The organism is Paenibacillus sp. P5_B5, from assembly GCF_056400365.1.
This window is the reverse complement of sequence record NZ_JBFULK010000003.1, coordinates 35,563-61,186: the sequence shown is the minus strand read 5'-3', so window position 1 is coordinate 61,186 and position 25,624 is coordinate 35,563. Positions and strand designations below refer to the sequence as shown.

Sequence of the window (25,624 nt, the reverse complement as noted above, 5' to 3'; positions counted from 1 at the left end):
AAGCTACTCTTGCCTTTCATTATATCACCATACTATTCTAACTCTGTTTTCGGCCATAATTTCTTCATAAGTTCACTTGAGATCGCTAAACCCTCCGCTCTATTATGAGCAGGTGCGGATATCACTAAACCATCAACTCCACTCCAACTACCGCTAGCTAATTTAGCTGGATCAGAACCTTCATGTTGGTAAACACAGATCGAAATTTCACTAAAATCATTATTAATATATATATCTCCATACGTATAAAATGGTGGGGTATCCTTCTCGTAACTATTATAAATCATGAGTCCAGGTGTATTTTTGCCAAAAGTGATCGTTAGTTTTCTTTCATGCTCTGGAATAGGGAGAGTTTCACCTTCGATATTTATCTTTCCTTTGAATGTTTTAACACCAGTCAAACTTCTCTGTAATGTACCAACGACCTCTATTGTTACCGGCCTTATATAGTCTTTATTGTCATTCCCTAATTGATATTTGACCCCTTCAACACTGAATGTGTATGGATTCGGATATGTGTAATAAAGAATGGAAACAAGGATAAGAACAAAAATACCAATTATCGAAATTACAATACTATTTTTCTTCATTAGTTTCCTCTCCTCCCTTCTCCATACAACAAAACCCACCCTCGGTGGTGTCCTAGGTGGGTTCGAACTGTGTCGTGGTGTTATTACCGATGTTTAAATTATACCTCTTAATCTTAATGTGTAAAAGGTGTATTTATCCTGGTCTCTACTGGCTTAATTCAAGTCAATCTATATGATTTGTTGCTAACTCCACCTCATCTAAATCTGATCTTGATCAGAACTTAACTAGTGATTGTTACACTTTCCTTACTAAATGCAAATAGGCATAAGGAGAGGAGAACGATCATGATTACTAGTATCAAACTAATTCCTATATTCTCTAGTTTACTACTTACCCTATCAATTATTTCACCACGAGATGCCGAACCGGAAAACGCAGCGACACCAGCTCCAGTACAAGTCTCATCACATACAATAGATGATAGTACACCAACTAATACGCAATTAAGTAATGTACCCCTCATTCAGCAAAATCCTGAATTACCGCGGGGATGCGAAGTAACTAGTCTTGCAATGCTATTAAATTATGCAGGCGTAAATGTTGATAAAATGGAGCTAGCAAGCGGTATTGCAAAAGTGGATTTTGACAATAACGGGTTAAGAGGAGATATGCGCGAAGGATTCGTCGGTAATATGTATACCTTCGATGAACCTGGATTAGGTGTTAATGCTCAGCCAGTATTTGAATTAGGATCCAAATATCTCCCTGATCGGTTAATCAATCTAACTGGGAACGATATCTCTGAGCTGTACAAGATGATTGATCAAGGTTCCCCTGTATGGGTGATTACAAATAGTAGATTCAAGCAACTTCCAGATGAAGAGTTCCTAACATGGCAGACTACAAATGGCCCTATGAAAGTCACCTACCACGAACACAGTGTTGTGATGACTGGTTATGATGATAACTATGTATATCTCAATGATCCACTTGACACGAATTCAGGCAAAGCAGTGGACAAGCATAACTTCGAACAGGCGTGGATTCAGATGGGTCGACAAGCCATTAGCTATAATTAAGAAGTTACTATAATAAAAAGGTAAAACCTTCACATCGCATGTATGAAAACTATCGCTATTGCATAACCTATTGTCTACTTCAAGAAGTTCAGCAGTAATTATTAATCGTGAAAGAAGACAATGCGGATGTATACGATTCTAGTAGTTGAGGATGAGAATATTTTACGTGAAGCAGTGACTGACTATTTTATCAATGAAGGTTATCAAGTATTAGAAGCAAGTAATGGGATCGAAGCACTGGAGGTTCTCAATGAACATCATACAGACCTAATTATCCTCGATATTATGATGCCTGAAATGGACGGATGGTCTGTATGTAGACGAATTCGGAGAACATCCGATGTTCCCATCATCCTATTGACAGCACGATCAGATGAAGAAGATACGCTCTTTGGCTTCGAACTCGGAGCTGATGATTATGTAACCAAACCGTTTAATCCTTCCGTACTCATCGCTAGAGCCAAAACACTCCTTAAACGATCAGGCGGAATGCGGCAAACCCTGGAGGGTGACACCATTTGTCTTGCAGGAATTTATGTCACCCCCTCTTCTCGATCCGTGAGTGTGGACGATCACCCCATTGATTTGACACATACAGAATTCGAAATTCTATACATGCTGATGGAACAGAGCGGAACCGTGGTAACTAGGGATGCATTAATCGTTCGAATATGGGGTTATGATTACGAGGGAGAAGAGCGGACCATTAATACACATATCCGTAATCTGCGGAGTAAGCTTGGAGATAAAGCGAAGCATATTGCGACTATCGTTCGGAACGGATACAAGTTCGTGGTGGAAGTATGATCAGAACTAGTATAACCGTCAGGCTGTTTGCTAGTATGGCGATCATGTTTACACTTGTCCTTGCACTGTTCTATATCGGTCAATCTATGTTCTTTAAGCAATTTTATTTAAACCGCCTTACAGACAAGGTTTCAACTAATTTTGAAGTATTTATTACCAAGTATATGGAACAGGAAGGTAACACTCCCTTCATAAGTAAGCTTAAGGAGGATTTCTTCAACGAGAACAACACATGGGTGGCGATAGTGGATTCATCCGGAACAATCCAAGATAGCGTGAATTATTATATACAAGGTAAAGTCGAAACAGAAATGATGGAGTCTCGACCACAGCCAAACAAATCCATGTTACTTCCAAGAACAAGAAGATCGCTCCCAGCTCTCACCCCACCAAGTGAGACTAAGCAATTACACATACCACTCAACAATTTTCTAATAGATAAAAAGGAAACAACGAGTATAGACCGAATATCCGTTAAACCAGGTGATCAACTATATATTTATGGCATCGAAAGAGACGGACAAGCAGTCCCGCTAGAAATTCATAAATTACGAGACGTATCGCGGAATGTGAATATACAAGATTTTCAATGGAAAAACGACCACTTGCTTAAGAGACTTACATCTGATCATAACATCAAGCAACCAATCGAATTATTTCATTCGATCATACGCGTGGAAGAAGCTAATCTTCCTTCAGATCATATTACCGTTTTGGATAACTATAACGACATATTAATTCAGAGCATTCATGATTTCCAAGCTGAGTTATTACTTCATACATCTGATTACGATAGTCAATTAAATATTGTTCATGAGGAAAAGCGCGGCTCTACGAAATTCGTTAAGTCCTTGCATCGAAATAATACACTAAGTGGTTACGCCCTAGGTGTTACGTTCCTGCAACCGATCAACGAGATTATTAGCATTTCTCGCGACTATTATATCTACGCCTATCTCGTGGTTTTTCTTCTCATTCTACTCATGACGTATTATTATTCACGTATCATTACCAAGCCACTGCTCCAGATCAACAGAATCACACAAAAAATGGCCTCGCTTGATTTTAGTGAAAAGGTTCCAGTACGTTCAGAAGATGAGATTGGAGCATTGTCATCTAGTATTAATGTATTATCGGATAATCTCAAAACACATATCAAAGAGCAACAAATTGTCAATGAGCAGCTTCATCGAGATATTGAGAATGAACGAAAATTAGAAACAATCCGCAAAGATTTTATATCTGCTGTATCCCATGAACTAAAGACGCCGCTCAGTATCATTCAAACCTGTATTGGTGTTCTTAAAGATGGAATCGCTCCAAAGAAAACCGAGTACTATTTTCACGCAATAGAGAATGAAGTACAAAGTATGGATGCTTTAATTAAGGATATGCTCGACCTTGCTAAGATGGAGTCTGGTACCTATACACTAACAACGGAGTCATATAGGGTCGTAGATTTAATCGAACAAGTCTGTCATAAATTACAGGTTAAAATAGACGAGAAGCATCTTAAGCTTATCTGGGATTCGGTGGAACATTGTGATGTGGCAATTAAACCGAGTTTAATTGAGCAAGTGCTCGTTAATATCGTTGGAAATGCAATTAAATATTCAGCATCTGGACAGTCCATTATTCTCTCTGTACGAAGGCATGGTAATCTCTCCTGTGAAGTCCACGTAGAGAATACTGGTACTCATATACCAGAAGACAAGTTACATAAATTATGGGATCCCTTCTACCGAATTGATGCTTCGCGCAATCGTAATGCCGGGGGTACTGGACTTGGATTGTCTATTGTGAAGCAAATTCTAGAACTGCATGGGTCAGAATACGGAGTGAGGAACACGAAGGAAGGAGTATTGTTTTATTTTACACTTCCCATTTGGAATGAAACTACGAACTTGAGTGAATAATCAGACATATGAATGTGTGATTTCTAGATAAACTATTCTAAATCTCGCGCTGACCCACTTAAGAAAGTCTTCATGAGTCTATTAGAGATGGCTAAAGCTTCATCCCTATTATGTGCTGGTGCTGATATCATGAAACCGTCGCCGCCACTCCAACTCCCACTACCAGAGTTAGGCTCATCTCGTATCCATACTGTTATTGTAAACTCACTTAGGTCCTTACCTATAAACATAGTTCCATAAATTAATAATGGTGGATTCCATTCATTCTGAAAGTAATACATAAGTCCCCCGCCACGAGTATCAAAATCAATCTCTAATTCTCTACTCTCGTTTGCTGTGGTAATGCTTTCTCCTTCTATAGCAATCGTTCCTTTGAATGTTTCTATCCCTGTTATACTTTTCTCCAGCGTACCCTTAAGATCAATCGTTACAGGTTTAACGAAATCTTTATTCTCAATGCCTAATTGATACTTAATCCCTTCCACACGGAATGAATATGACTTCGGATATAGGTATAAAATTAAGGCAATAAGTGAAAGTACCAAAACACTAACGATAGACAATACAATTATTATTTTTTTCTTCAACAGATCCCTCCTCTTACACTTCTTCCTTTAAGCTAGTCATTTTCATAAAATAAAGACAGCTACTTATAACGATAGCTGCCTTTGAATGAAGTAAGAGATCTTATACTATGCTTCTCGAAACAATTCTGTAGATAAATAACGTTCCCCTGTATCGGGAAGTAGTACAACGATTGTCTTGCCTTTATTCTCAGGTCTCTTAGCAATCTGTGCCGCTGCATAGGTTGCTGCTCCTGATGATATTCCAACTAATAAACCCTCAGATGTAGCTAAGCTGCGAGTAGTTTCAATTGCATCGTCATTCTTCACCGTAATGATTTCATCCACAATCGATCTATTAAAGTTATCAGGCACGAACCCCGCGCCTAATCCTTGAATTTTATGAACTCCTTTACTGCCACCGGATAATACAGGGGAATCATACGGCTCAACAGCAATGATTTGGACTGAGCTTTTTTTGCTCTTGAGTACTTCACCAACGCCACTAATTGTGCCCCCAGTTCCAACACCGGCCACAAATATGTCTACCTCTCCATCTGTGTCTCTCCAAATTTCTTCAGCCGTTGTCTGCTTATGAATTTCTGGATTGGCTGGATTATTAAACTGCCTAGGCACGAAGGAATTCGGAGTTGTTGCAGCGAGTTCTTCCGCTTTCTTAATAGCTCCTGACATACCTTCAGCTGCTGAAGTAAGTATGAGTTCAGTCCCTAGTGCTAATAATAGTTTCCTGCGTTCAATACTGAAGCTCTCCGGAAGCGTAATTTGGAGTCTATAGCCCAGAGCCGCAGCTGCAAAAGCTAAACCAACACCCGTATTACCACTAGTCGATTCAATGATAACTGTATCTTTATTAATCAAGCCCTTGGCTTCTGCATCTTTCAGCATTGCAAAGCCGATTCTATCCTTCACACTACCTGCTGGATTGAAGTATTCTAATTTCGCGATCAATTTAGCTTCAATGTGATTGAGTTTATTATAATTGGAGAGTTCTAATAAAGGCGTATTTCCAATAAGTTCAGTTAAATTTGAGTAGATCTTAGACAAGTATATTCCTCCTAAAATATTATTCCGATAAGTTCAGTTGGTTATATACTTACTCTAACATCAATTTTCATACAATTCAACATGATGATCGATAAATATGAACTAGTTAAATACGAGCTAGTTCCTTTTGATCAACAATCTAACTTATTCTCAGCTCTGCTCATCTAACTCATCTCTCCTCAATCATCATTTAACTATTTTTAAATCCCCGTTCACTTCAATTTCTAAACCGAATTCTTGTGTAGAACCCGAGAAATCAGTTCCATTATGCTGTATGCCGTGAAAATCAATTTCAACATCATCTTTATAATGTGGTGATAAATGAATAACACTTGATTCAAAACTAATTTCTGATGAATTGTACATCAAGATTGGTTTAACCTTAACTTCTTTTACATTGCCATAATTGAATAATGTGAGTGAGCAAACAGCTTTCACTTGATTACCTTCTGTTCGAATATTACACTCACTATTTTTCTTAGAATAATCGATTGATGTGATACTGTCTGAATTATTTTTTAATACAAACATGACTCTTTCCGTTACCAGTGGATAGCAAATAACAAACACTATGCAACCAATAATGATTCGACTCAGGATCTTCGGATATTGAGGTCGATATATTCGTACAGCTCCGCCAATTCCAATGAATAATACAATGTAACCAAGACATACAGACAAGTGTAACCCCGTCTGATTTTCCCCTGTCCATGGAGAAATTCCCATTGCTGTAAAAATACGATCTCCAAGTGAACTGTCCAAATGATCAAGCGCTAATAAGAATAAGGCTATAACGATTAGTAGGACATATAATTTATCCTTCTTCAGCATTGACACCTTCATTTCTATATCTTATTACTGAATTCCTTCTGTAAAATTGAGAACAAATAGGAATCATGAAAATTTCCTTTGTGCCACATATGTTCCCTCAAGTGACCTTCCTGCTTCATCCCAACCCGCTTCATGACTTCAGATGAACGAATGTTTTTTGGACGACACGTAGCGTATATTCGGTTGAGTCTCAAATCCTTGAAACCATAGCTTAGCATGGCTAAAGCAGCCTCCGAAGCGTAACCTTGCCCCCAGAAGTTCGGATTGAAACAATAGCCAATTTCACCATTATACTCATCAACATGTATGCCGCAACCACCAATTAATAATCCAGACTCCTTAAGAGTGACTGCAAATTCATAGTCTTTACGAGGATTCTGCTGCTGCATAGATATTATCTGCTCTAGATACCCTTTCGTATCATCTTCGCTATTAGGACCCCATATCATATACTCGGTTACTGCTACATCAGATGCGTATAAATGTACACTTGCCCAATCCTCTAATACAAAATCACGGATGATTAGCCTAGATGTTTCAATTTGCATTGAAAATCCTCCTTCTATATCTGAATAAGCTCTACAATGTTCATATCTACTTCAATTGACATTCAAAGAAGGCCAGCTTATCCTTCAGGCAATTTATAGTATATTACAATCAAAAATGTAGCTAATGGACCAAATAACATAGATATAAAAAACCAAATTAGCCCACTTCTATTCTTACTCTGTGCTAGTCCCGCATTAATAAGCGCTAGCGTTCCCCATCCGACGAAATAAGCATTATCCATATTCTATAGCTCACCTACTTAACAAATATTAAATTTACAAATATGAGAGTATTACAGAAACTAAGATCCCTAGAACACCAAGCAAAACTAATGGTGATCTTAAAGTTTTAAGAAGACCTTTCATCTGTCTATCCATTACATCCTTCTTATCATCTAATGGCAAACCATCATAACCTTGGATTACCCTAGGCCCAATAATTGTACGTAATGATAAAATGATAACAAGCCATATAATTGAAATTAAAAATATCCTATCTGACCATTCTTGCATATTCCATCTCCTCTTTTTGTTAATGTTTATCCACTTCTGCCAGAATCGACACTGTTACTAAATATTTAAGATATTTCATATTACCACCCATCGCAATTAATGACTTAATTTTCAGAAAATAAATTACCTATCACACATTGATTGTTTATAGGTTAAAACTATATTATTTATAAATTCCATATATTAGTTATTTTACCACTCTTATAATATGATGTCAGTAAGATATTGAGGTAAAGGAGATTAAACGATGAAAACCAATAATCGAGATGACGTGAAGCTGAAGTTTGATGAGGTTGCTCTAAATTATGATAATCAAAGGAAGAAATTGATACCTTGTTTCGAGGATTTTTATCAGATGGCAATTTCATTAGCAGAATTAGATAACGATTCTCCAGTTGTTCTTGATTTAGGGGCAGGAACAGGACTTTTTTCTAGTTATATTCTTAACAAGTATCCCAAAGCCAAATTGACACTTATTGATCTATCTGAAGCCATGCTGGATATAGCCAAAACCAGATTTCAACATCATTCTAATGTAGAATACATTGTCAGTGACTACACGAAATACGATTACACTGAGCGCTATGACTTAGTCATCTCCTCATTATCTATTCATCACCTACTAGATTCCGAGAAGCAAGAACTGTATCAGAAAATATTTTCCATTATGAAAGACAATAGTATTTTTATCAATGCAGACCAAGTTCTTGGTCTTACACCTTATCTAGAATCTCTCTACACATCTAAGTGGAAGAATTATGTTGAGAATAGCGGGCTAACCCAGCAAGAAATAACAGCTGCTTATGAAAGAACCAAATTAGATCGTATGACTACACTCGATCAACAAATCAATTGGTTACAACAGATCGGATATTCCGATGTCGATTGCATATATAAGTACTATAATTTTGTTGTCCTATTTGCTAGGAAATTGCATCCCGAATGATATACCCATGATTGAGTTCAATTTCTGTAAAGCCTGCCATATAGCGTTCTTGAAATCCGATCGGTATGTTTCTGCCCATAATAATTATATTTTGTACGTCGCTGCGATGATCTGATGGTAATAAAAACGATTTAGTATAGGCAAATTCTTCGCTTAGAGTCGTGTAAATGGCATTAATCAATTTATCATTCTCACCTTTACCCATCAGATTCATGATTATAGAACCACTGGGATCGAGCTTATCTTTAGTTATACTGAAAAATTCCTGTGAAGTTAAATGTAGCGGGGTCCCTTTATCAGAAAAAGCATCCAAAATAATGTAATCATAGGTATGTGGTTCCTCATCAACAAGAACTTGACGTCCATCACCAACTATTACATTGTCCTGGCTATATCCAAACCACTTCTTACTAATCTCAACCACTTTGTTGTCGAGCTCCGCTACTTTAAATCGCTTCTCTGAACAATGGCTAGCAATAGTTCCAATCCCATGTCCGATCAGAAATACTTCTTCGAATGAGGGGCTATTACACTCCATTAAGTGGATTATTGCACGAGGATATTCAAAAACAATGCGTTCTGGATGGTTCAAATCCATCGCACCTTGTATAGCATCATTAGAAAACTGTATGATTCGAAAATTTCCTTTCTCGTCATATAACTCTGTCGTGTCATAAACGGAAATTTCAACGCTTAGGCCGAACTCTTTGGATAGTAAATGCAAGTCATCGATCTCCTTCTAGCTGTCAGCTGCACTGATATAAATGATAAGTTTAACATAATGCTTCAATGAGCGCTAAGAGAAATAGGCAATTTAATAGTAAACACTGTACCCGAGCCGACCTTACTTTCTACATTAATATAGCCATTGTGATCTTCAATAATTTTTTGGCATAATGACAGTCCTAGTCCAGTTCCGTCTTCTTTGGTTGTATAGAACGGATCAAAAATCTTCTCCATTTCACTTGGTGATATTCCCTTCCCAATATCTCGTACCTGAATGGCCGCCATATCTCCTTCTCTGCTAAGTGTAAACTGTACATGACCTGGCTTTTCCATTGCTTGATAAGCATTGCGTATCAGATTGATTAATACCTGAATGATCTTATCGCGATCGATGAATAGCATCATATTCTGATCTGTAGCTTCTAATTCAATTATATGTCCACGTGATGTAGCTTCAGATTCACAGAGAGAATAAACTCTCGCCATACAGCTAACTATCTTCTCATTCTTCATATTGCTTGCATGTGGTTTAGAGAATTGCAAGAATTCCGCGGTCAGCTCGCCTACCCTCGTTATTTCTCCCATAATTACCTCATACCATGGCTCAATGTTATAGCCAGAGCTTTTGGACAACTGGATAAATCCTTGAATCGCTGTTAAGGGATTGCGTATTTCGTGTGCCATACCTGCTGCTAATTCGCCTACCATCTTCATTTTCTCAGTACGCGTCTGTTCTTCCTGTTGTTTGAGCCAGTAATCACGTCTCATTTGAAAAATACGATCTTCACCCGTATGGATCAGTTGTTGAAAAGTCGTAGCTTCCTGTGGGAAGAGAGTCTTACTATATGTCACCTGAATACCTAATTCCTCAAAATTCAACAGCTGATCAGTACACTCTTCTTGCGGCAAAAGGAGAGCAAACCGATCACCTGCATACCTGGATGCAGCTATATGATTTGGAAATCGTTTCAAGAGAGTAAGTGAGAAGCTAACCAATATCTCATTCGCAGTAGAGATGTCTTTGGCATTCAGTGACTTAAAATCATTGATATCAAACAACACAAAGAGTAATTCATGATTCGTCTTAATTGTCTGCTCTACTTTCTTCATATATCCAACGTAATTATAAAGACCTGTTAACATATCATGGTTGGTTAGGTAATCATTATGCTCGGTCAATTTCCTTCTTTCGGTTTCAATACGCAATATGTCGTGGAACAAACCAACAATGAGTATAGCAGATACGATATCTATCACAGTTACTAACATCGTATAAATCGAAATGGGGTCGACATAGGTGAAGCGAATCAATGAATATTGTAGGATTAATAAGATACCAATTGGAATCGTATCCCGAAATCTACTTTTATGCTCAATCAAGCTGATAGTTAGAATATAATACAGTAATAAAGACCAATTTAGCTGGCTAGAGAAATGGAATACCCCTAAAAAAATGAATTGAATTCGTTTAAGCCACGGGTACTTGTGATCGAGCGCTATACTTAAATATAACATTGCAGCAGGGATCAGCATGAAGACAACATTCGTAGATTTATTAAGCAAGACAGAGGAGATTATGATGAATACTAAGATCAGTGGTACGCAGATTAGTTTGACACTTTTAATGGACAAGTAGAATCACACCTCATTGATAGATATTCGTCATTATTTACAATATTCTATCCCACATATTCTCTCAATTATTTTAATTTCCTCTGTTTCTTACAAGTACTTTTTATAAATGTGCTCTCGTTCTAGCTAGTAAGCTTAAATAACCACCAAAAAAAACTTCCGATTAATTCCATAATTTTTTAAACCAATAAGTAGGAGAATCCATAGGTTCTGAAACTGCATGTATATAGAATGCTTCAACCTCTTTGGGATCCGTATGGAGTAATTTATATGGGAAATCATATGTTTTCGCAAGATTCACTATAAACGATTGGCAGTTGCTATTCTTATTCAATTTACTGTTCATTAACCTACCTACAACATAATCTAGCATCCCATCATGATCCTGTGCTAGGTTAGGTAAATTCACCTCCACACCCCCCTCCTTTGTTGGGAAGCAGAATACGATTGCATCTTTCCTATAAGAATAAAAATCAGCTCTTTCTATCCAATTTCCTTCGATGGAATAAGAATTCTGACCATGTTCATTTACCTTTAATGAGAGTGATTCTGGTGTTGAATTATGAAATACATAATAAAAAATAAAAATTGGGGCTGCTATAACCAAAATTGGAATACTAAAAAAAATGACGGATAGCCATTTGTTCTTCTTTAGCATAAATACTCCAATCCCTATAGAGCCTACACAAATAATGATGAAAATCAAAAAGCCTAATGCAAAAGTCAAAGTTCATTGCACCTCTTTACATTAAACAAACCAAGTAATCCTTATTTAACTTTGATCCTGAATGTATCCTATTTTCTTTAATACAAACTCTGTAAATGAATTGATATTGGAAATTGGTTCTTCTAGTGAAAAATATCTTAATTCTAGGCCCTCGTCATCATTAATAACAGGGTTCCCTTCAATTCCAATAGCTTCATATACGGCCATTACATTATAGATCTCGTCTCCATGCGGATACTTATAATACATATCCCTTCCGGAAAGAACAGTAATAAATTTCAATTCTTTAGCCTTTAACCCCGCTTCTTCAAATAACTCACGAGCTGCTGCTTCCTCCAATGATTCTCCTAATTCTAATGAGCCTCCAATTGTACCCCAATCATAACTATCCGTTCGTTTTTGGAGTAATATCTGATTTTCACTATTGAGAACAATGACACAAGCACCCGCCATAATTAAAGGCTTCGTCCCAACAAACTTTCTTAAGTCCATTATGTATCCCATAACAATACCTCCGTGATGTGTAATTATGTAGTCTTCGCGATTGATAGCACCTATAGAAACGAATTTCTAATTAATTTAACAAGCTCATTTTTTTCCTGATCAGGAATACTCTCACATAATCGAGCAGCTGCAACTGGCACGATCCACTGGTTTATTTCTTGATTGTTCAGTTTGGATTCCTTGTTGTATGCAATCAGGTATCTGTTTAGTAATTGTTTTCTTATACGGGAGATCATGTATTTGATTACTCTAGGTATCTCGTCTGGCATTGTTCCAAGTCTAAGAAGTAATACAGTTCGAGCAACATCGCCTGCTGGATTCCCAACCATACCCGTCATCCAATCAATGATCCATTCGCGATCACCTAAGATAATATTGTCAGGATGAAAATCCCCATGACAAAGTTTAGAATCTTCACGAAGACTACTTAAATATTCAATAATCTTTTCTTTTTCTTGTAAAGATAGTATAGGCGCCTGTTCAATTCTTTCCGTTAAAATTTCTTTCTGTTTCGGCAAACCTGATACAGACTGTTCATGGATATTATGATGTACACGGGCCATTCTCACTGCCTCTTTGCCCACAGACCAAGGCTTCTCCGAAATAGATTTGAGCATCGTCTTCCCAGATACTCTCTGGTATACAATCCCTTTACGTCCATCGTAATCTATGATTTCAAATGGTTCAGGACTTGCAATTCCAGCATGATAAACACTCATACTTATTTTAAATTCAGCCTCGACAAAAGCTACTGGAATGTATGATCTGTACAGTTTTAATACTCGATCTTGATCATAAGTAAGTATTTCAGCTGTCCTACCAAAGGCGATTACTTCATGTCCCTGTTTCATAATTGATTCTCCTCATTTTATATATTTCTGATTCCGGTCAGCATACCCATATTCTTGTTACAAGCTTTAATTGATTCTCTTCTATTTCTAGCTTATATATATCTGGCATCGTAGTGGATTCCCAGAAATCAATATCATATTTATGATCAAAGTAATTCAGCATCAGCGTCATAATATCACCGTGAGTCCCTATAACGATTCTTTTTCCACTGTTATCTGACAGAATCTGTTGTAATACTCGTATTGCTCTTTCTTGTGCCTGCAAGCTTGATTCTCCATCTGGAAATGCATAATGCTGATCTTCATATAATCTTCTCTTTGATTCATAAAATTGTTCCTTAGAAATGACATGCTCTTCTCCTGCTAATTGCCTTTCTCTTAAATCTCCTTCCGATCGAATCTCTTTGCCTAATTCATTAGCTAACTCTCTGATTGTAAGAATCGCTCTCTCATAGGGGCTAGAAATCAATAGATCAATTTTCTCTCCCACTAATATTTCCTTGACCTTGATTGCATCCAGCTTCCCCTGCTCCGATAATCCTCTTGTTAATTCCATTCCTTGAATAAAAGGCGATTCCGCATGCCTTACAAAATAAATGACTGTTTGTATAGTATCCACTTCCTCTTATGTCTTTGCCTCTATTAAAAAAGAATGTACTCATCCAGTTTAGATTACCATATTAAGGAATATACATCCACTAATTCTAATTTGAATGAATTTCTGACTCTAAGAGATATCAACAAAAAAGCAGGAGCGCTAGCCCCCGCCTTGTTCGATCTATAGTCAAACAACAATTTTATAACTGTGCAACAATTCGTTCAGCTGTTTGTTCGCCATTCGCGATGCAATCTGGAATCCCGACGCCATAATATGAGCATCCCGCCAGCATAACATGGGGATAGGTTATTTCTAATTTCTTTTCTAAGGATTGAACGATTTCATGATGCTTCATATGATAGTTTGGCATGGACTCATGCCATTTGGTTACTTTATGCATAACTCGTGTAGAGGTGATTCCAAGGCTGCTTTCAATATCTTGCAGGGCAACTTCAAGCAATTCTTCATCCGTATGTTTATGCAAGGATTCATAAATCGGCTTTGAGCTTTTGTAAAAAAGTCTCACTAATAAATTTCTGTTACTAGATGTATGTTCCCATTTACGACTTGTCCACGTACAGGCATCGCAAATTAAATCACTATTATCCGTAACGATGAAGCCAGTCCCATCTTCAGGTAGTAGATGATCCGGAATATTAAATCCGACGTATATACTAATCAAGGAGCTATTCTTGAATTGATTAAAGTCTTTATCAAGCTCCTTATCCTGCAATAAAGTTTGGGCAACTGAATGTGGGGTGCTGAGTACGACGAAATCTGCTTCGATGTCTCGCTCGTTAGCTAAAGTAATCTGATATTTCTCATCATGCTTCTGGATGCTATCAGCTTGTACACCTTTAATGAACTCTACTTGGGTTAAAAGTTCCTCCATCCTGTCAATTAACGACGAAACGCCATTCTTGAATGACAGGAACTTCTTGTTTCCATTCGCTTTAAATGTTTCCTTGTTAGCATAAAGACCTTGAATGATGCTGCCGTATTCATTTTTGTAATCCAATAAATAAGGAAGAGTAGAAGCAATCGTCAGTTCATTAAGCTTACCGGAGTAAACGCCAGATAGAACTGGTGAGATTTGTCTTTCAACAAGTTCCTTTCCAAGAAAGTTCTCTAGGAACAACCCAATCGAATCGTCCTTGGTGAACGTTTCATTCTTCGTATAGAAATCTTTGAGAGCCGCGACTTTTCCCTCTGCTGAAATCAGATCACTGTTAGCCAATGATTCCAAACTGAGTGGGATACCAAACACAGCATCTTCCGGAATACGCTTTAACTCGCCGTCCATATGAAGAAAGGATACACCGGTTGCGTTATATACGACATCTTCACGTAAATTTAGTTTATCTATAAAAGGAGCTACATTTGGTTTGCGAGCGACAATAGAATCCGCGCCGGTTTCCATAATAAACTCGCCTTCGCTGACCGTATTTATTTTGCCACCTAATTTAGCATTGGCTTCAATTAATATTATTGACACATCCAAGGCTTTCGCCTGAATCATTTGGTTCAGGTAGTACACAGTAGACATACCCGTAATACCTCCACCGATAACCGCAATTGTTGTCAAAGTAATGTCTCCTCAAAGAGCAATTTAATAAGGTAAGTATACCATAATGAATTATTTCTTTCTTCCGATATACAGCAAATGTGAAGAAGCACCTAAAATATAAGGATTTTCTGCAGCCTTCATCACCACTTGTAGAATCCCTTCATACTCTTCTTTACCTCGACTTTGCCAATAATCCCACTGTTCAGTCTTCATTCCACCTGCAATGCTACCTGAAGCTATCAGCTTGAGACTTTCGAACCCGTGATTATTCATAAAAGGATTGATATCTTCTATATCAAAATAATAGGCCCCTGTGAATCTTCCTTCATCACTATGATTGAATAATCCTGTAGCTGTAAAATTATTGATACCCTCCAAAGTATGATTAGGCTTCCAGTGCTCAGGCCACATCAATGATGTTGTTAGATGACGTATTCTAGACATGAATGCTACAAACACAATTCCATCTTTCTTCGTAACTCTGTGCAGTTCAGTAATCGCCTTTATTCGATCCTCTTCCGATTGCAGATGATATAAAGGCCCTAACATTAAAGCACCATCAAATTGTTCGTCCTCAAACATATTCAAATCTCTTGCATCAGCTATATGAAAGCCCTGGAACTTATCTTCAAGTTCCTGTTCTTTCGCTTTTTCTTGCGCCAGATCTACAAGTTTAGGAGTTAAGTCAGTTAAAACAACGTTATATCCCGACTTCGCCAATTGAATGGAGTACTTCCCAGGACCCGCACCATTATCTAAGATCAGGCCTTCTTGCGGTAAAAATTCTTTAATAAAATGAAGGTTAATCATAAATTCAACAGGTTCCCTATCGAGTCTTCCCCATTCATCAAAAGCACTGTAAAAGTTAATGATATTCTCCATCATAACACCCCTCAATTTTTCAAAAATACGTTCCTCTAAGTCTCTAAAAATTGTACTATTTCCTTATTTATGATCTCTGACTGCTCGTGGTTAATTGCATGGCCAGCGTTATGAATAATCTTGTAATCCATATTATTTTCTTTTAATTTGGTTATCGCTTTTGGGTAATTCTATTCGCTTATTCACTACACCGAATAAAATTAATGTCAGCCACTCAGTGGGCAGGCAAAGTCTAATATCTCTTTCTCTTAAATACACAAATGATATCCCTTGAAGCTCCTTGAGATTGGCTCGTGTCAAAGCAAGAAAATGAAGTATTTGTTAACTTGATCAATAGAAACTTCACAAAAAATACACATAAGGAGTATTGACAAATAATTATTTTTATGATATAATATATAATTTTATTATTTACGAACTTCTTATTGTTTGATACTATACATTCACGATGGTCAATAAATCAACTTAAGGAGGAATTGTAGATGTTAATTGCAAAAGGAATAGAGATCTTAGAAGTTTCAGCAAACATGATGGGGAGAATCGAAACTATTCACCCTACATTGATCTGGGACACAGACAATACGATCCTAGTGGATACTGGATATCCGGGTCAAATGCCAATTCTCCGTCAAGAAGTAGAGAAAGCAGGGGTTGTCTTTAATGAGCTGAATATAGTAATTATAACACATCAAGACTTAGACCATATTGGGAGTTTACCGACTATTCTGAGTGGGGCACCTCACGATATCGAGGTTTTAGCAAATGAAGTAGAAAAGTCCTATATTCAAGGGGAGCAAAGAATTCTCAAAATTACTCCAGAATCCATTGACCAAGCAATGAACTCTTTACCGACAAACGTTCCAGATGAGTGGCGCAAGGCATTCAAACAAACACTTGAAAACCCACCCAAATCAAAAGTCGATAGAACAATTGCCGACGGAGAAGAATTACCTTACTGTGGAGGTATAATAATCATTAACACTCCCGGACACACGCCTGGGCATATCAGTCTGTACCATAAACAAAGTAAAACACTTATTGCTGCAGACGCTATGATCGTTGAAAATGGCGTACTGCTTGGTCCTGATCCGCAATTCTGTCTCGATGCAAACTTAGCCATAAAATCATTGAAAAAGTTTACACAATACGATATAGAAACGGTAATCTGTTACCATGGTGGTTTGTATAAAGATAACATAAATCAACGCATTGCAGAATTAGCATACGAGTTAGACAAGGAGTAAATATTGCAGATTACAAGCTTTAGACCAATTACTTCATTATTCTCATCAAAATATTGAAGACATCCACCCAATATAAATAAGGTTATTACCTCTTCTTCCTCTGTAATTAATGTATGAATATCACCAGGTGGTTCGAAAATGAATGTCCCAGGTTTAGCAACCCAGTCCCGTCCTTCATAATTCCATTGCCCTTGAATATTGTAGCCAATAACACATCCACCTGTATGTCTGTGAGCAGTTAATGTTTTATTGCCTTTGATCTTGAATAAATAGGTCCAGGTTCCTGTAGCTAAATCAAACCTTAAAGGTTTAAAATAACAATTTACTTACTTCCCTTCATTAAAGGGTATCCATGGTAAGTCTTCAACATTAAATATCCTTTCTGGCAATTGTAATTTTTCCGCTAATTTTATTACTTCTTCATTAATGATCATGTAAAAATACTCCTATTCTTGAACATATAATTTAGACCTGAATATACAGTTAGCCCAGTAGCTACAAACATTATGATTTGATCCAGATACCAACCCAAGACTTAATTGTGAATATTCTACCTTTTATTCCAAATACGTAAAAGAATCATTGAGATATAGTCTTCATATCCAAACTAACTAATAACTAAGTATTTAGGATCTGCCTTGATTTCTATTATTAGATTCTCTAATTCTTCTTGTCTTCGTTTACTTGTATTGATTAAATATTTACTATCTATTCCGGAATTGATGAATTCCTCTAGTAATACAACACTTCGTTCTCCCATTTGGAATTCCAAAGGACGCGACTTATCTCGTACAGTCAGAGTTTCCACATCAGTAACTAGAACGACATATTTAATTCTTACATTGAGATCACTTAATCTATTGGTCAAATTCTCAACATCAGTTGGAAAAGTTACATAATCTATCACGACATCATAATTGCGACTAACTAAATTTCTTGCAAGGCTCGCAATATTCTCCCATATTAACATGAGCGTTTCTTGACATAGCCAAGGTTTACCTCTTCCATTAACAGGTATATGACTGATATCATCACCGGAGATATAGGAGCTTCTTGGAAGCGATTCAACTAATTTTTTAGAAGTTGTTGATTTTCCTACTCCAGCTGGGCCAGAAATTACATAGATCGTTGGTTTCATCTCATTCAGAAAGTCCAAACGATAGACTACTTCATCATCATAAATATCGCCAGTCTCTGTAAAACCATACTTTTTATAAAGATATCTAGCAACTGTGTTGTCAGCGTTTACCGTCAAGTTCAAGCATATACTATGCGGGAATCGCTCCCTAATAAAATCGACCACAGCTTTTAAGGCCATCATGCCGTATCCTTTACCTTGATGTCCTTCGTCAATCATGAAACCATTCATCCAGTAGCACCAATTTGTTGTAACATCAAATGCCACCATCACAAAGCCAACTAAATCATCATTACTGTATAGGCAAAATGGTAAATACTCGTTCTCATCGCCATCAGGGCGAATATGCACCTTAGCCAATGAAACAGCAACAGAAGGGACAAAATATTCTTGTTGTTCTCGGACTTTTAAATTTAAAGCCTCCTGCCAGTTATCTCGCGTTGTTGCTACTAATCGAATCATAGTAATCTTCCATTCTTGTTGAATTTTCAATTGGTTCTTCATTAACCACTTTATGTCTCTTCTATAGTAGTTATATGTTATTTCCCATTATCTGTATTCTGAGTTATCTCTCCGATCTTCTCTCAAATGTCTTCATGTTTAATCTTCTTTCGGGTCACAGTTCATTATACCAAAAAGAAAGTGTTTTTTATTCATCAAACCCTATATTAAAACAGCATTAATCTTTTTTGTATCAATGGTTATATGCTGTTTTACAGCTGCGAAAGTTGAGTTATTAACTATCAGATATTACCTTCCCATCAATAGTGGTACCAAGGATTGACTCTAGTTGCATATAATATTTACTATTTTTATCTGGAGTAGCATACCAAAAAATAGCTCCGTCGCTAGTTTTAATTTTTTCTGCTACTTTCTTAAATGATTTGTTAGCAATTTTAAAGTTTACCTCAAGTTTCTCGATCTGGTTATCGTTTATCTTGCCCCATAATACTTGAAAATTATCTTTATCACTTGCACATTCAAGCTGACTCGTTGTTACGTTTGTTTCACTGTTAATTTCAATATTACCCCCAGAGCAAATAGAACCACTTTGGCTAACATGACTTATATTATATCCAAGATTATTTGTATATATGATAAGAGTACCACTCACAATTTCCTTTTGAGCTATTACACTTTTATCAGCCTTAAAAGCTTGAAGTATTTCTTCGGATAATAATTTTTCGGTCTGCTCACTCTTACAACCTGTTAAGAAAATAATAAAGAATATCAAGCCAATTAAACCTTTACAATGTTTCAATACAATTTCCTCCCACTATGCTATTATTTCGATCCCAAGAAAAGAAATTCACGCTCTCTATTGCATGATCTCCTTTTAGTGTATATTACTTATGCAGATCAAAAGTGTCTATGACTTTAGCTATGTCACCATACTTCTCAAATAGAATTGCTGCAACTCCCGATACGACAGCTGTTGCATATGACGATCCAGAGGCTATTTTATAAGCTTTAGAATTATCGGAATTTAATGATTTTATATCAACCCCTACTGTATCTAATTCGGGTTTACAAGCACCTGATAATTCCCCTTTACTAGAAAAGTAAGCAACTTGGTCGTCAAAAACATTATATGTGTGTTGATTATTGGTATACCCAACGGAAATAAAATCAGGACTACCTGAAGATATCCGGATTTACTCTTATCGTATTCTCCTCACATGCTCCTAGTAATAATAGACTGAATACTGGTATAAAGAGCATTGTTATTCTCATATGATCCTCATATCAACCCTATTTAAGCTTTGCCCTAATGAATATAACTACAAATAGTATCAATGATAAGTATGCAAAATTGAGATTAAACTCCGAAAATCCGAGAGCGTCCGTAGGTCTATCAGCGAAAATCCGATAACCATAATAGAGGTAAACTATGATTAGCAGAATTATGATTATGTTTAGGATCTTTTTGATCATCATATCCACGACCTTTTTGACTTTGTGCTTACAAATTTCATTTCAGGTTATGTATAATAGCATAGCTTCGTTATTTTTGGATGCTTGTATATAGTAATTTTTCACCTCTTCGTAATAAGTAAAAATGTACTCCTGATCGCCTTGTTCTCTCCAATCTATAGATGGATAAATATCTAGTTCATTCATAAGATCTGGATCGAATCTGTTCTTAAGTTCATTCTCGCTAAGATTAGATAAACAAGAAGCTACGCTTGAGACTTCTTCTTTTGTTAAATACCTAACGGGTCCAAACCCCAAATCTTCCCCCATCTCAGTTCCACCCAATATCACATTAAATAATGGTAAATCTCCTTCCCAAGCACTTTGATTTAAAATAAAATGAATGGCATGCCATGCTTTGTCTATGTCTAGTGAACTATTCTCGCTATCGTCTTCATCATAAATGAAATCAATTAAACTCTCTGTCCCATCTAGTATTTTATCAAGAGTTTCCGTAGAAATTTGTTTTAAGTTTGCTGTCATCCCCATAAATTTCACCTGTCTTTAATATTTTTTGGTCTTGCAATAGGTTCACTACACAATTACTGGATCAATAAATTCAGTCCACTGCATCATCGGTTCATTAGCCGAATTTATGGTTAACGTTCCAACATACTGACTCACTGTATTTATTCCTACTTCAAAATAATGCTCTAGCATTGATTTTATAATCCAAGGCATCTCCAGCGTATGAATAATTTCTATGCCTCTTATTTGCATATTCACTCCTTCATATATTGTGTTGTCCCATAATTCATAAACGCTTATATGTTAATTATTATTGCTTATTTAATCAGGATTCTTTATTATCAAATCGGAATACGAGTTTATATCCATCAAATGTTTCACCAGATTCCTCGAAAAACTTTCCAACTATATATTTATTAATCGTCTTCCTCCAGAATTTTTGTCCAATCACGTTTCGTTCAGAAGGATTGGTGAACAATTCCCAATTGCCAATAAATTGATCAAATACCTTAATCGCAGCGGATTCAGCTATTCCCTGACCTCTGTATGGTTGTAAAAGGAAAAAATCATTGACAAAATAATCTATTCCCTTTGCACAATGTGGTGGTGTAGCTATTAGAATAAATCCTGCTGGTCTCTGATCCACCATTATCACAAAAGGGTATAAACAATTTGGTTTTTCCCACCATATACTTTGGACGTCGTATTGATCACTTAAGGTCGTAAACTCATCACTATCTTCATAAATGCCATAACGATTGGGATAATTACCGTAATGCCCAGATAAGTCATACAAGTATAGTGGATATAAATTCTTGATTATATTGGATTGGTTCTTATCTGTTAAAATAACATCGACTTCCATTACGAGGATCAAACTCCTTATCAGATCAAATGTGTTTAATAGCGTTACTGTGAAATTAATTCTTTATTACATCCACAATTAATGATACAAATCCTAATGACCCATTTTGATTTCGATGATCAAATCTTTTAGATCTATAGATAAAACCATCTTCTGGGTTCCAATCATGATAATGAAATTCTCCATCTTCATCACAGTATTCAAGGAGAACGACTTGAAAACCAGCTTCCTCAAACATCTTCGTTATTGTTTTATAATTATGTAAAATCTTATGACTTGCAGCTGGATGATCTTGAGGTCCAGGTCCTCCTATTTTGACTATATTGAGGTACTCTTCGTTTGGAAAATAACCATCAGGAACAGCGCATCTGATATAGCCTCCTGAAGTCAAATATTCATGACAAATCCTAGCTGCTTGAACACCTTCTTCATAGGTCAGATGCTCCCAAACATGTTCTGATAATATCGCTTGGATTCTTCTATCAGGAAAGCTTTGTTCCCAGTCCTTCTTTTGGAGTAAATCTAATTCATTCATTTGAGTTTGAATCCATCCCGGATAACTCTGAGATGAAGCCCCAATAATAATCTTAATTGGATCAGTTGAAGGAATATGCGAGATATTAATCAAGGGTCTGGTTCTCCACCTTTCTCCTATCAACATAATAAGGTCCACACTGATCCTCATGTGTCTTTACATAAGTCCAATTAAAGTTCTTGTCTGTTACGTAGACATCATCTTCAGAATCGAAGTATTCAGCTCTTAATTCCTCTGCTTCTTCAATATATAGCGCATAGTTATTTCTCTGATAGAATACATAGCAGCCTTGTTTACTAACTTCATTAAATTTTATTCTGGCTTCTTCATGCTTAACGTGTGGTAATTTTTCAAAACTGAAAACATGCCATAAATATTGGTCTGTGCGGATCTTCCTTTTATCATCGATTGATACTTCTGAGGCAAAATTCGTTTCCCAGCGAGATCGTAAATTTAATTCACTTTCATTCAATTTACTTACTCTTATTTTCTTGTTTAATAAAAATCCGAATAGATTTGTCTTCATAAAATGATCTTCCTTATCTTATGGTTTAGTTCTGATCCTTACGCCAAACTGCACCTGGACAAGGTGTGAAGCCACATTTTTCATAAAATGATTTGTGCTGTTCCTGATAAGTTACTGTTACTATAGAAATTCCCCGATCCTCTGCCTCTTGAAGTAATCTTCGAACCAGATCCTTGCCAATTCCCTTGTTATGATAGTCCGGATGAACAATAACGTCTTCTAAGTAACCGTGCTCGATTCCAGGACCCGCTATATAACCAAATGCTATTAGCATTCCTTCATCGTTTCTTACTCCTGCCCAAAATAAGCATTTCTCAAAAAGCATTGGATAGTCATCCTCTCGGCGTGACCAACCAATTGCCTCTCGTAAATGTGGAACTTCATGATTTGCTATGTCTTCATTAATAATAATTTCATAATTTGGTTCCATTAAAATACCAGCCTTCGATTAGTATACGTTTAACTTACCTGATAAGGTTGTAACAGCTTGACCAGATAGAATTATTCTCTCGTGCTCGACCTTTAACTTCAGTGTACCTTGTCGTGCCGATAATTGAATTGCACTTAGGTTGTTTTATTAATCAGACATTAAGAACTCCTTCTTTAAAAAGATTTATCTTTACTCAAATACAATTTCGTCACTATTCTTCGTACTGGAGAACCACCTTAACACATTATTATGATGGTTAATAATCTGAGATGCTGTAAGGCCATCCGTATTCCATGTACTATGAGCATCCTTCACAAGGGTTACATGATAGCCAAGACTAAATGCCCGTCTACAAGTCGTATCTACGCATATTTCAGACTGTATCCCCGTTAGAATAAGTTTAGTAATTCCTCTGCTATCAAGCTCCTGTTGGAGTGTAGTTTTGTAAAAAGAGTCCGGTGTTTCCTTCTCAATTATTATATCTGTACTTATCGGTGCAATTGAAGGATGAATATCCCAGCCTGGTGTTCCAAGCTCTAATGGTGTTCCAGGTCCTGCATTATGCCGTATATAAAATATAGGAACCCCCTTTGATCTAGCATCTGTAATTAGTTTTTGAATTTTCGCAAGTAATAGTTCACCTTGATATACCGGATCAGCCTCATCAAACATAAGGACCTGTACATCAATTATTAAAAGGGCATTATTCGTTGACATTAATGTTAACCTCCTTTTTTTGGTAAATTCAAACATCCTTCTAATTGAAGCAATTATATAAGTTTGTTATCATATTATTAAGAAAGACCAAGTGCGCTAACACTCGGTCCATACAATTGGCTTGGATGGTAATTTCCCTTCAAGTTATAAGGAAACGAAACCCCACCTTCGGCTGTCAATCTTAGGGTGGGATTTTTATTTTTTCTTGTTGCTGTTAATGTATGTTAAAAATGCAAGGATAAACATTCCGAAAAGGAACATAATCGTCAATGCATCTTTTACTTCCATGGCATCAACTACAAGCTTTCCAAAAGGAAAGCTGCTTCGTAAGCAGGGAAACCATGCCCACCCAAGATTCAATTATACTCATATTTTACCTTATTTTACCTATGGGTACAAGCGTTCTTATTAAGTGAATCGATCTTCATTTCTTCACAAATCTATATCCTGTAATATCAAACCCCATCTTCTTATAAAATTCATGTGTTTTCATTATTTGTCTTTAAAATACCTTTGTCCTGCAGCTTGCCAAGCACCATAAAATTGTTCAACAGACGAATATCTCTCGGATTTATTTCTTTCTATAGCACGACAGGCAACATCATAAAGCTCTTTTCCCGCTTCCCACTTCGTAAATGATCGATCAAGTTCTCCACCAAGTAATGCAAAAGACACTGCTCCCATATTAAACACATTCGTGCTCTCATTAATTTCTGCTCCAAGCTCAAATTCTTCAGGTGACATAAATCTTGAAGAACCCCAAAGCCTTCCCATCAAATTGATATAAGGTTTCCTCTGATAATAGTCAATATCGCAAATTTTCGTAACATCGTTCTCAAAATCATAAAGAATGCTACCATCATAAAAATCAATAGCAACATACTTTTTCTCCTCCACAAATACATGAAACGTAAATATACTGTCTAATGATAGTAACCGTTGTTCAACAGGTAATTGTCTAAATTTGAAATACGGGGAATCAGGGTGACTGTATTTTGCTGGTGGTGGATAAGACCAGTGCGGGTGCAGACATTCTCCATCAAACCATTCAAAAACTGCCACATACCCTGACTCAACTTCATAATGTTCAAATATCTCAATCAAATACGGATGCCTTAGTTCTTCATATAGATAAACTCCTTGCTTTAACCTTACGATTGCATCTTCCGGATCGCCCTCATACGCTAGTGTTTTAGCTCCAGCATATTTCACAAATTTCCTTATCCCGTCGCTCTCAACACCAAAGCTAATATTACCTGAATCTTGTTGATCAAATACAGTAAAAACATGCCCCAAATCTCTTAACCATTGAAAATCATGTGCCTCTTTTAGTTGAAAAGTTATATCGTCAATATGATACGTAATTAGTGTTGGTTTATTATTCATTTACGCCTCCATGTTAAATTGAATTTCCCCTCAAAAACTCCTTTGTTCTTTAAAC

32 protein-coding genes and 1 pseudogene are annotated in these 25,624 nt (G+C 36.6%); 5 read left to right on the top strand and 28 right to left on the bottom strand.

The annotated features are described in order from the left end of the window. Nucleotides 1-32: 32 nt before the first annotated feature. Nucleotides 33-590 carry a hypothetical protein gene (locus AC1DOK_RS05155; protein WP_477553172.1) on the bottom strand — a complete coding sequence of 186 codons (558 nt, stop codon included), beginning with the start codon at nucleotides 588-590 and terminating at the stop codon, nucleotides 33-35. Between the two features lie 285 nt (nucleotides 591-875). On the opposite strand from AC1DOK_RS05155, the gene AC1DOK_RS05150 reads away from it, so the two are divergent. The 3 genes from AC1DOK_RS05150 to AC1DOK_RS05140 all read left to right on the top strand — a co-directional run bounded on the left by AC1DOK_RS05150 (nucleotide 876) and on the right by AC1DOK_RS05140 (nucleotide 4,333). Next, complete coding sequence (locus tag AC1DOK_RS05150) at nucleotides 876-1,610, top strand: C39 family peptidase (RefSeq protein WP_477553171.1); 735 nt, start codon at nucleotides 876-878, stop codon at nucleotides 1,608-1,610. Between the two features lie 126 nt (nucleotides 1,611-1,736). Then, a complete protein-coding gene (locus AC1DOK_RS05145; RefSeq protein ID WP_477553170.1) occupies nucleotides 1,737-2,417 on the top strand; it encodes a response regulator transcription factor in 681 nt (226 codons plus the stop codon). Then, complete coding sequence (locus AC1DOK_RS05140) at nucleotides 2,414-4,333, top strand: HAMP domain-containing sensor histidine kinase (protein ID WP_477553169.1); 1,920 nt, start codon at nucleotides 2,414-2,416, stop codon at nucleotides 4,331-4,333. Before AC1DOK_RS05145 ends, AC1DOK_RS05140 begins: the two co-directional genes overlap by 4 nt. 32 nt (nucleotides 4,334-4,365) lie before the next feature. Here AC1DOK_RS05140 and AC1DOK_RS05135 read toward each other — a convergent pair whose 3' ends face one another. The 6 genes from AC1DOK_RS05135 to AC1DOK_RS05110 all read right to left on the bottom strand — a co-directional run bounded on the left by AC1DOK_RS05135 (nucleotide 4,366) and on the right by AC1DOK_RS05110 (nucleotide 7,853). Next, nucleotides 4,366-4,920, bottom strand: a complete 555-nt coding sequence (locus AC1DOK_RS05135) for a hypothetical protein (RefSeq protein WP_477553168.1) — start codon at nucleotides 4,918-4,920, stop codon at nucleotides 4,366-4,368. 105 nt (nucleotides 4,921-5,025) lie between these two features. Next, entirely contained in the window at nucleotides 5,026-5,961 is a 936-nt protein-coding gene (gene cysK, locus AC1DOK_RS05130; protein WP_477553167.1) for a cysteine synthase A, read from the bottom strand. Nucleotides 5,962-6,147: 186 nt separating this feature from the next. After that, the gene (locus AC1DOK_RS05125; RefSeq protein WP_477553166.1) at nucleotides 6,148-6,804 is read right to left on the bottom strand and encodes a hypothetical protein; all 657 of its coding nucleotides are present in this window, start codon (nucleotides 6,802-6,804) and stop codon (nucleotides 6,148-6,150) included. A 2-nt stretch (nucleotides 6,805-6,806) separates the two neighbouring features. Further along, nucleotides 6,807-7,340: a GNAT family N-acetyltransferase gene (locus AC1DOK_RS05120; protein ID WP_477553165.1), complete on the bottom strand. Its 534-nt coding sequence runs from the start codon at nucleotides 7,338-7,340 to the stop codon at nucleotides 6,807-6,809. Nucleotides 7,341-7,417: 77 nt separating this feature from the next. After that, the gene (locus tag AC1DOK_RS05115; protein ID WP_477553164.1) at nucleotides 7,418-7,582 is read right to left on the bottom strand and encodes a hypothetical protein; all 165 of its coding nucleotides are present in this window, start codon (nucleotides 7,580-7,582) and stop codon (nucleotides 7,418-7,420) included. Nucleotides 7,583-7,616: 34 nt separating this feature from the next. Then, the gene (locus AC1DOK_RS05110; RefSeq protein WP_477553163.1) at nucleotides 7,617-7,853 is read right to left on the bottom strand and encodes a hypothetical protein; all 237 of its coding nucleotides are present in this window, start codon (nucleotides 7,851-7,853) and stop codon (nucleotides 7,617-7,619) included. Nucleotides 7,854-8,100: 247 nt separating this feature from the next. Here AC1DOK_RS05110 and AC1DOK_RS05105 point away from each other — a divergent pair, with 247 nt between their 5' ends. After that, the gene (locus tag AC1DOK_RS05105; RefSeq protein WP_477553162.1) at nucleotides 8,101-8,799 is read left to right on the top strand and encodes a class I SAM-dependent methyltransferase; all 699 of its coding nucleotides are present in this window, start codon (nucleotides 8,101-8,103) and stop codon (nucleotides 8,797-8,799) included. Here AC1DOK_RS05105 and AC1DOK_RS05100 read toward each other — a convergent pair. The 8 genes from AC1DOK_RS05100 to AC1DOK_RS05065 form a co-directional block, all read right to left on the bottom strand. Beyond that, nucleotides 8,777-9,523, bottom strand: coding sequence for a spermidine synthase (locus AC1DOK_RS05100; protein WP_477553161.1), 747 nt, complete (start codon nucleotides 9,521-9,523; stop codon nucleotides 8,777-8,779). The genes AC1DOK_RS05105 and AC1DOK_RS05100 overlap by 23 nt on opposite strands. 62 nt (nucleotides 9,524-9,585) lie before the next feature. After that, on the bottom strand, nucleotides 9,586-11,157 hold the full coding sequence (locus AC1DOK_RS05095) for a sensor histidine kinase (RefSeq protein ID WP_477553160.1): 1,572 nt from the start codon (nucleotides 11,155-11,157) through the stop codon (nucleotides 9,586-9,588). Nucleotides 11,158-11,320: 163 nt separating this feature from the next. Further along, on the bottom strand, nucleotides 11,321-11,884 hold the full coding sequence (locus AC1DOK_RS05090; protein ID WP_477553159.1) for a hypothetical protein: 564 nt from the start codon (nucleotides 11,882-11,884) through the stop codon (nucleotides 11,321-11,323). A gap of 45 nt (nucleotides 11,885-11,929) precedes the next feature. After that, a complete protein-coding gene (locus tag AC1DOK_RS05085) occupies nucleotides 11,930-12,388 on the bottom strand; it encodes an NUDIX hydrolase (protein ID WP_477553158.1) in 459 nt (152 codons plus the stop codon). Between the two features lie 50 nt (nucleotides 12,389-12,438). Then, entirely contained in the window at nucleotides 12,439-13,239 is an 801-nt protein-coding gene (locus AC1DOK_RS05080) for a phosphotransferase family protein (RefSeq protein WP_477553157.1), read from the bottom strand. Between the two features lie 37 nt (nucleotides 13,240-13,276). Then, nucleotides 13,277-13,858, bottom strand: coding sequence for a histidine phosphatase family protein (locus tag AC1DOK_RS05075; RefSeq protein ID WP_477553156.1), 582 nt, complete (start codon nucleotides 13,856-13,858; stop codon nucleotides 13,277-13,279). Nucleotides 13,859-14,036: 178 nt separating this feature from the next. Beyond that, nucleotides 14,037-15,422, bottom strand: coding sequence for a protoporphyrinogen oxidase (locus AC1DOK_RS05070; protein ID WP_477553155.1), 1,386 nt, complete (start codon nucleotides 15,420-15,422; stop codon nucleotides 14,037-14,039). A 51-nt stretch (nucleotides 15,423-15,473) separates the two neighbouring features. Then, on the bottom strand, nucleotides 15,474-16,286 hold the full coding sequence (locus tag AC1DOK_RS05065; RefSeq protein WP_477553154.1) for a class I SAM-dependent methyltransferase: 813 nt from the start codon (nucleotides 16,284-16,286) through the stop codon (nucleotides 15,474-15,476). 482 nt (nucleotides 16,287-16,768) lie between these two features. On the opposite strand from AC1DOK_RS05065, the gene AC1DOK_RS05060 reads away from it, so the two are divergent. After that, complete coding sequence (locus AC1DOK_RS05060) at nucleotides 16,769-17,530, top strand: MBL fold metallo-hydrolase (RefSeq protein ID WP_477553153.1); 762 nt, start codon at nucleotides 16,769-16,771, stop codon at nucleotides 17,528-17,530. On the opposite strand, the pseudogene AC1DOK_RS05055 reads toward AC1DOK_RS05060, so the two are convergent. The 13 genes and pseudogenes from AC1DOK_RS05055 to AC1DOK_RS04995 form a co-directional block, all read right to left on the bottom strand. Next, nucleotides 17,488-17,832 (bottom strand): annotated as a pseudogene (locus AC1DOK_RS05055) (2,4'-dihydroxyacetophenone dioxygenase family protein); the annotation flags it as partial. The gene AC1DOK_RS05060 and the pseudogene AC1DOK_RS05055 overlap by 43 nt on opposite strands. A gap of 305 nt (nucleotides 17,833-18,137) precedes the next feature. After that, complete coding sequence (locus AC1DOK_RS05050; protein ID WP_477553152.1) at nucleotides 18,138-19,172, bottom strand: GNAT family N-acetyltransferase; 1,035 nt, start codon at nucleotides 19,170-19,172, stop codon at nucleotides 18,138-18,140. 232 nt (nucleotides 19,173-19,404) lie between these two features. After that, entirely contained in the window at nucleotides 19,405-19,929 is a 525-nt protein-coding gene (locus AC1DOK_RS05045) for a hypothetical protein (RefSeq protein WP_477553151.1), read from the bottom strand. A gap of 85 nt (nucleotides 19,930-20,014) precedes the next feature. Further along, nucleotides 20,015-20,317: a S8 family serine peptidase gene (locus AC1DOK_RS05040; RefSeq protein WP_477553427.1), complete on the bottom strand. Its 303-nt coding sequence runs from the start codon at nucleotides 20,315-20,317 to the stop codon at nucleotides 20,015-20,017. A 328-nt stretch (nucleotides 20,318-20,645) separates the two neighbouring features. Then, the gene (locus AC1DOK_RS05035) at nucleotides 20,646-21,125 is read right to left on the bottom strand and encodes a YfbM family protein (RefSeq protein ID WP_477553150.1); all 480 of its coding nucleotides are present in this window, start codon (nucleotides 21,123-21,125) and stop codon (nucleotides 20,646-20,648) included. Nucleotides 21,126-21,176: 51 nt separating this feature from the next. Further along, entirely contained in the window at nucleotides 21,177-21,362 is a 186-nt protein-coding gene (locus AC1DOK_RS05030) for a hypothetical protein (RefSeq protein WP_477553149.1), read from the bottom strand. Between the two features lie 73 nt (nucleotides 21,363-21,435). After that, on the bottom strand, nucleotides 21,436-21,975 hold the full coding sequence (locus AC1DOK_RS05025) for a GNAT family N-acetyltransferase (protein ID WP_477553148.1): 540 nt from the start codon (nucleotides 21,973-21,975) through the stop codon (nucleotides 21,436-21,438). A 55-nt stretch (nucleotides 21,976-22,030) separates the two neighbouring features. Continuing rightward, nucleotides 22,031-22,603 carry a class I SAM-dependent methyltransferase gene (locus AC1DOK_RS05020; RefSeq protein ID WP_477553147.1) on the bottom strand — a complete coding sequence of 191 codons (573 nt, stop codon included), beginning with the start codon at nucleotides 22,601-22,603 and terminating at the stop codon, nucleotides 22,031-22,033. Further along, on the bottom strand, nucleotides 22,596-23,036 hold the full coding sequence (locus AC1DOK_RS05015; RefSeq protein ID WP_477553146.1) for a DUF4275 family protein: 441 nt from the start codon (nucleotides 23,034-23,036) through the stop codon (nucleotides 22,596-22,598). Before AC1DOK_RS05015 ends, AC1DOK_RS05020 begins: the two co-directional genes overlap by 8 nt. A 25-nt stretch (nucleotides 23,037-23,061) precedes the next feature. Beyond that, on the bottom strand, nucleotides 23,062-23,466 hold the full coding sequence (locus AC1DOK_RS05010; RefSeq protein ID WP_477553145.1) for a GNAT family N-acetyltransferase: 405 nt from the start codon (nucleotides 23,464-23,466) through the stop codon (nucleotides 23,062-23,064). Nucleotides 23,467-23,655: 189 nt separating this feature from the next. After that, nucleotides 23,656-24,183 carry a cysteine hydrolase family protein gene (locus AC1DOK_RS05005; RefSeq protein ID WP_477553144.1) on the bottom strand — a complete coding sequence of 176 codons (528 nt, stop codon included), beginning with the start codon at nucleotides 24,181-24,183 and terminating at the stop codon, nucleotides 23,656-23,658. Nucleotides 24,184-24,378: 195 nt separating this feature from the next. After that, nucleotides 24,379-24,429 (bottom strand): hypothetical protein, encoded by a 51-nt coding sequence (locus AC1DOK_RS05000; protein WP_477553426.1) that lies wholly within the window; start codon nucleotides 24,427-24,429, stop codon nucleotides 24,379-24,381. Nucleotides 24,430-24,675: 246 nt separating this feature from the next. Then, entirely contained in the window at nucleotides 24,676-25,569 is an 894-nt protein-coding gene (locus AC1DOK_RS04995; RefSeq protein ID WP_477553143.1) for a serine/threonine protein kinase, read from the bottom strand. Nucleotides 25,570-25,624: the final 55 nt, after the last annotated feature.

Excerpts from the sequence above, each read along its gene's own strand:
- AC1DOK_RS05155 (WP_477553172.1), bottom strand. The coding sequence starts at position 590 with ATGAAGAAAAATAGTATTGTAATTTCGATAATTGGTATTTTTGTTCTT.
- AC1DOK_RS05150 (WP_477553171.1), top strand. The coding sequence starts at position 876 with ATGATTACTAGTATCAAACTAATTCCTATATTCTCTAGTTTACTACTT.
- AC1DOK_RS05145 (WP_477553170.1), top strand. The coding sequence starts at position 1,737 with ATGTATACGATTCTAGTAGTTGAGGATGAGAATATTTTACGTGAAGCA.
- AC1DOK_RS05140 (WP_477553169.1), top strand. The coding sequence starts at position 2,414 with ATGATCAGAACTAGTATAACCGTCAGGCTGTTTGCTAGTATGGCGATC.
- AC1DOK_RS05125 (WP_477553166.1), bottom strand. The coding sequence starts at position 6,804 with ATGAAGGTGTCAATGCTGAAGAAGGATAAATTATATGTCCTACTAATC.
- AC1DOK_RS05120 (WP_477553165.1), bottom strand. The coding sequence starts at position 7,340 with ATGCAAATTGAAACATCTAGGCTAATCATCCGTGATTTTGTATTAGAG.
- AC1DOK_RS05115 (WP_477553164.1), bottom strand. The coding sequence starts at position 7,582 with ATGGATAATGCTTATTTCGTCGGATGGGGAACGCTAGCGCTTATTAAT.
- AC1DOK_RS05110 (WP_477553163.1), bottom strand. The coding sequence starts at position 7,853 with ATGCAAGAATGGTCAGATAGGATATTTTTAATTTCAATTATATGGCTT.
- AC1DOK_RS05105 (WP_477553162.1), top strand. The coding sequence starts at position 8,101 with ATGAAAACCAATAATCGAGATGACGTGAAGCTGAAGTTTGATGAGGTT.
- AC1DOK_RS05085 (WP_477553158.1), bottom strand. The coding sequence starts at position 12,388 with ATGGGATACATAATGGACTTAAGAAAGTTTGTTGGGACGAAGCCTTTA.
- AC1DOK_RS05080 (WP_477553157.1), bottom strand. The coding sequence starts at position 13,239 with ATGAAACAGGGACATGAAGTAATCGCCTTTGGTAGGACAGCTGAAATA.
- AC1DOK_RS05065 (WP_477553154.1), bottom strand. The coding sequence starts at position 16,286 with ATGGAGAATATCATTAACTTTTACAGTGCTTTTGATGAATGGGGAAGA.
- AC1DOK_RS05060 (WP_477553153.1), top strand. The coding sequence starts at position 16,769 with ATGTTAATTGCAAAAGGAATAGAGATCTTAGAAGTTTCAGCAAACATG.
- AC1DOK_RS05050 (WP_477553152.1), bottom strand. The coding sequence starts at position 19,172 with ATGAAGAACCAATTGAAAATTCAACAAGAATGGAAGATTACTATGATT.
- AC1DOK_RS05035 (WP_477553150.1), bottom strand. The coding sequence starts at position 21,125 with ATGACAGCAAACTTAAAACAAATTTCTACGGAAACTCTTGATAAAATA.
- AC1DOK_RS05030 (WP_477553149.1), bottom strand. The coding sequence starts at position 21,362 with ATGCAAATAAGAGGCATAGAAATTATTCATACGCTGGAGATGCCTTGG.
- AC1DOK_RS05025 (WP_477553148.1), bottom strand. The coding sequence starts at position 21,975 with ATGGAAGTCGATGTTATTTTAACAGATAAGAACCAATCCAATATAATC.
- AC1DOK_RS05015 (WP_477553146.1), bottom strand. The coding sequence starts at position 23,036 with ATGAAGACAAATCTATTCGGATTTTTATTAAACAAGAAAATAAGAGTA.
- AC1DOK_RS05010 (WP_477553145.1), bottom strand. The coding sequence starts at position 23,466 with ATGGAACCAAATTATGAAATTATTATTAATGAAGACATAGCAAATCAT.
- AC1DOK_RS05005 (WP_477553144.1), bottom strand. The coding sequence starts at position 24,183 with ATGTCAACGAATAATGCCCTTTTAATAATTGATGTACAGGTCCTTATG.
- AC1DOK_RS04995 (WP_477553143.1), bottom strand. The coding sequence starts at position 25,569 with ATGAATAATAAACCAACACTAATTACGTATCATATTGACGATATAACT.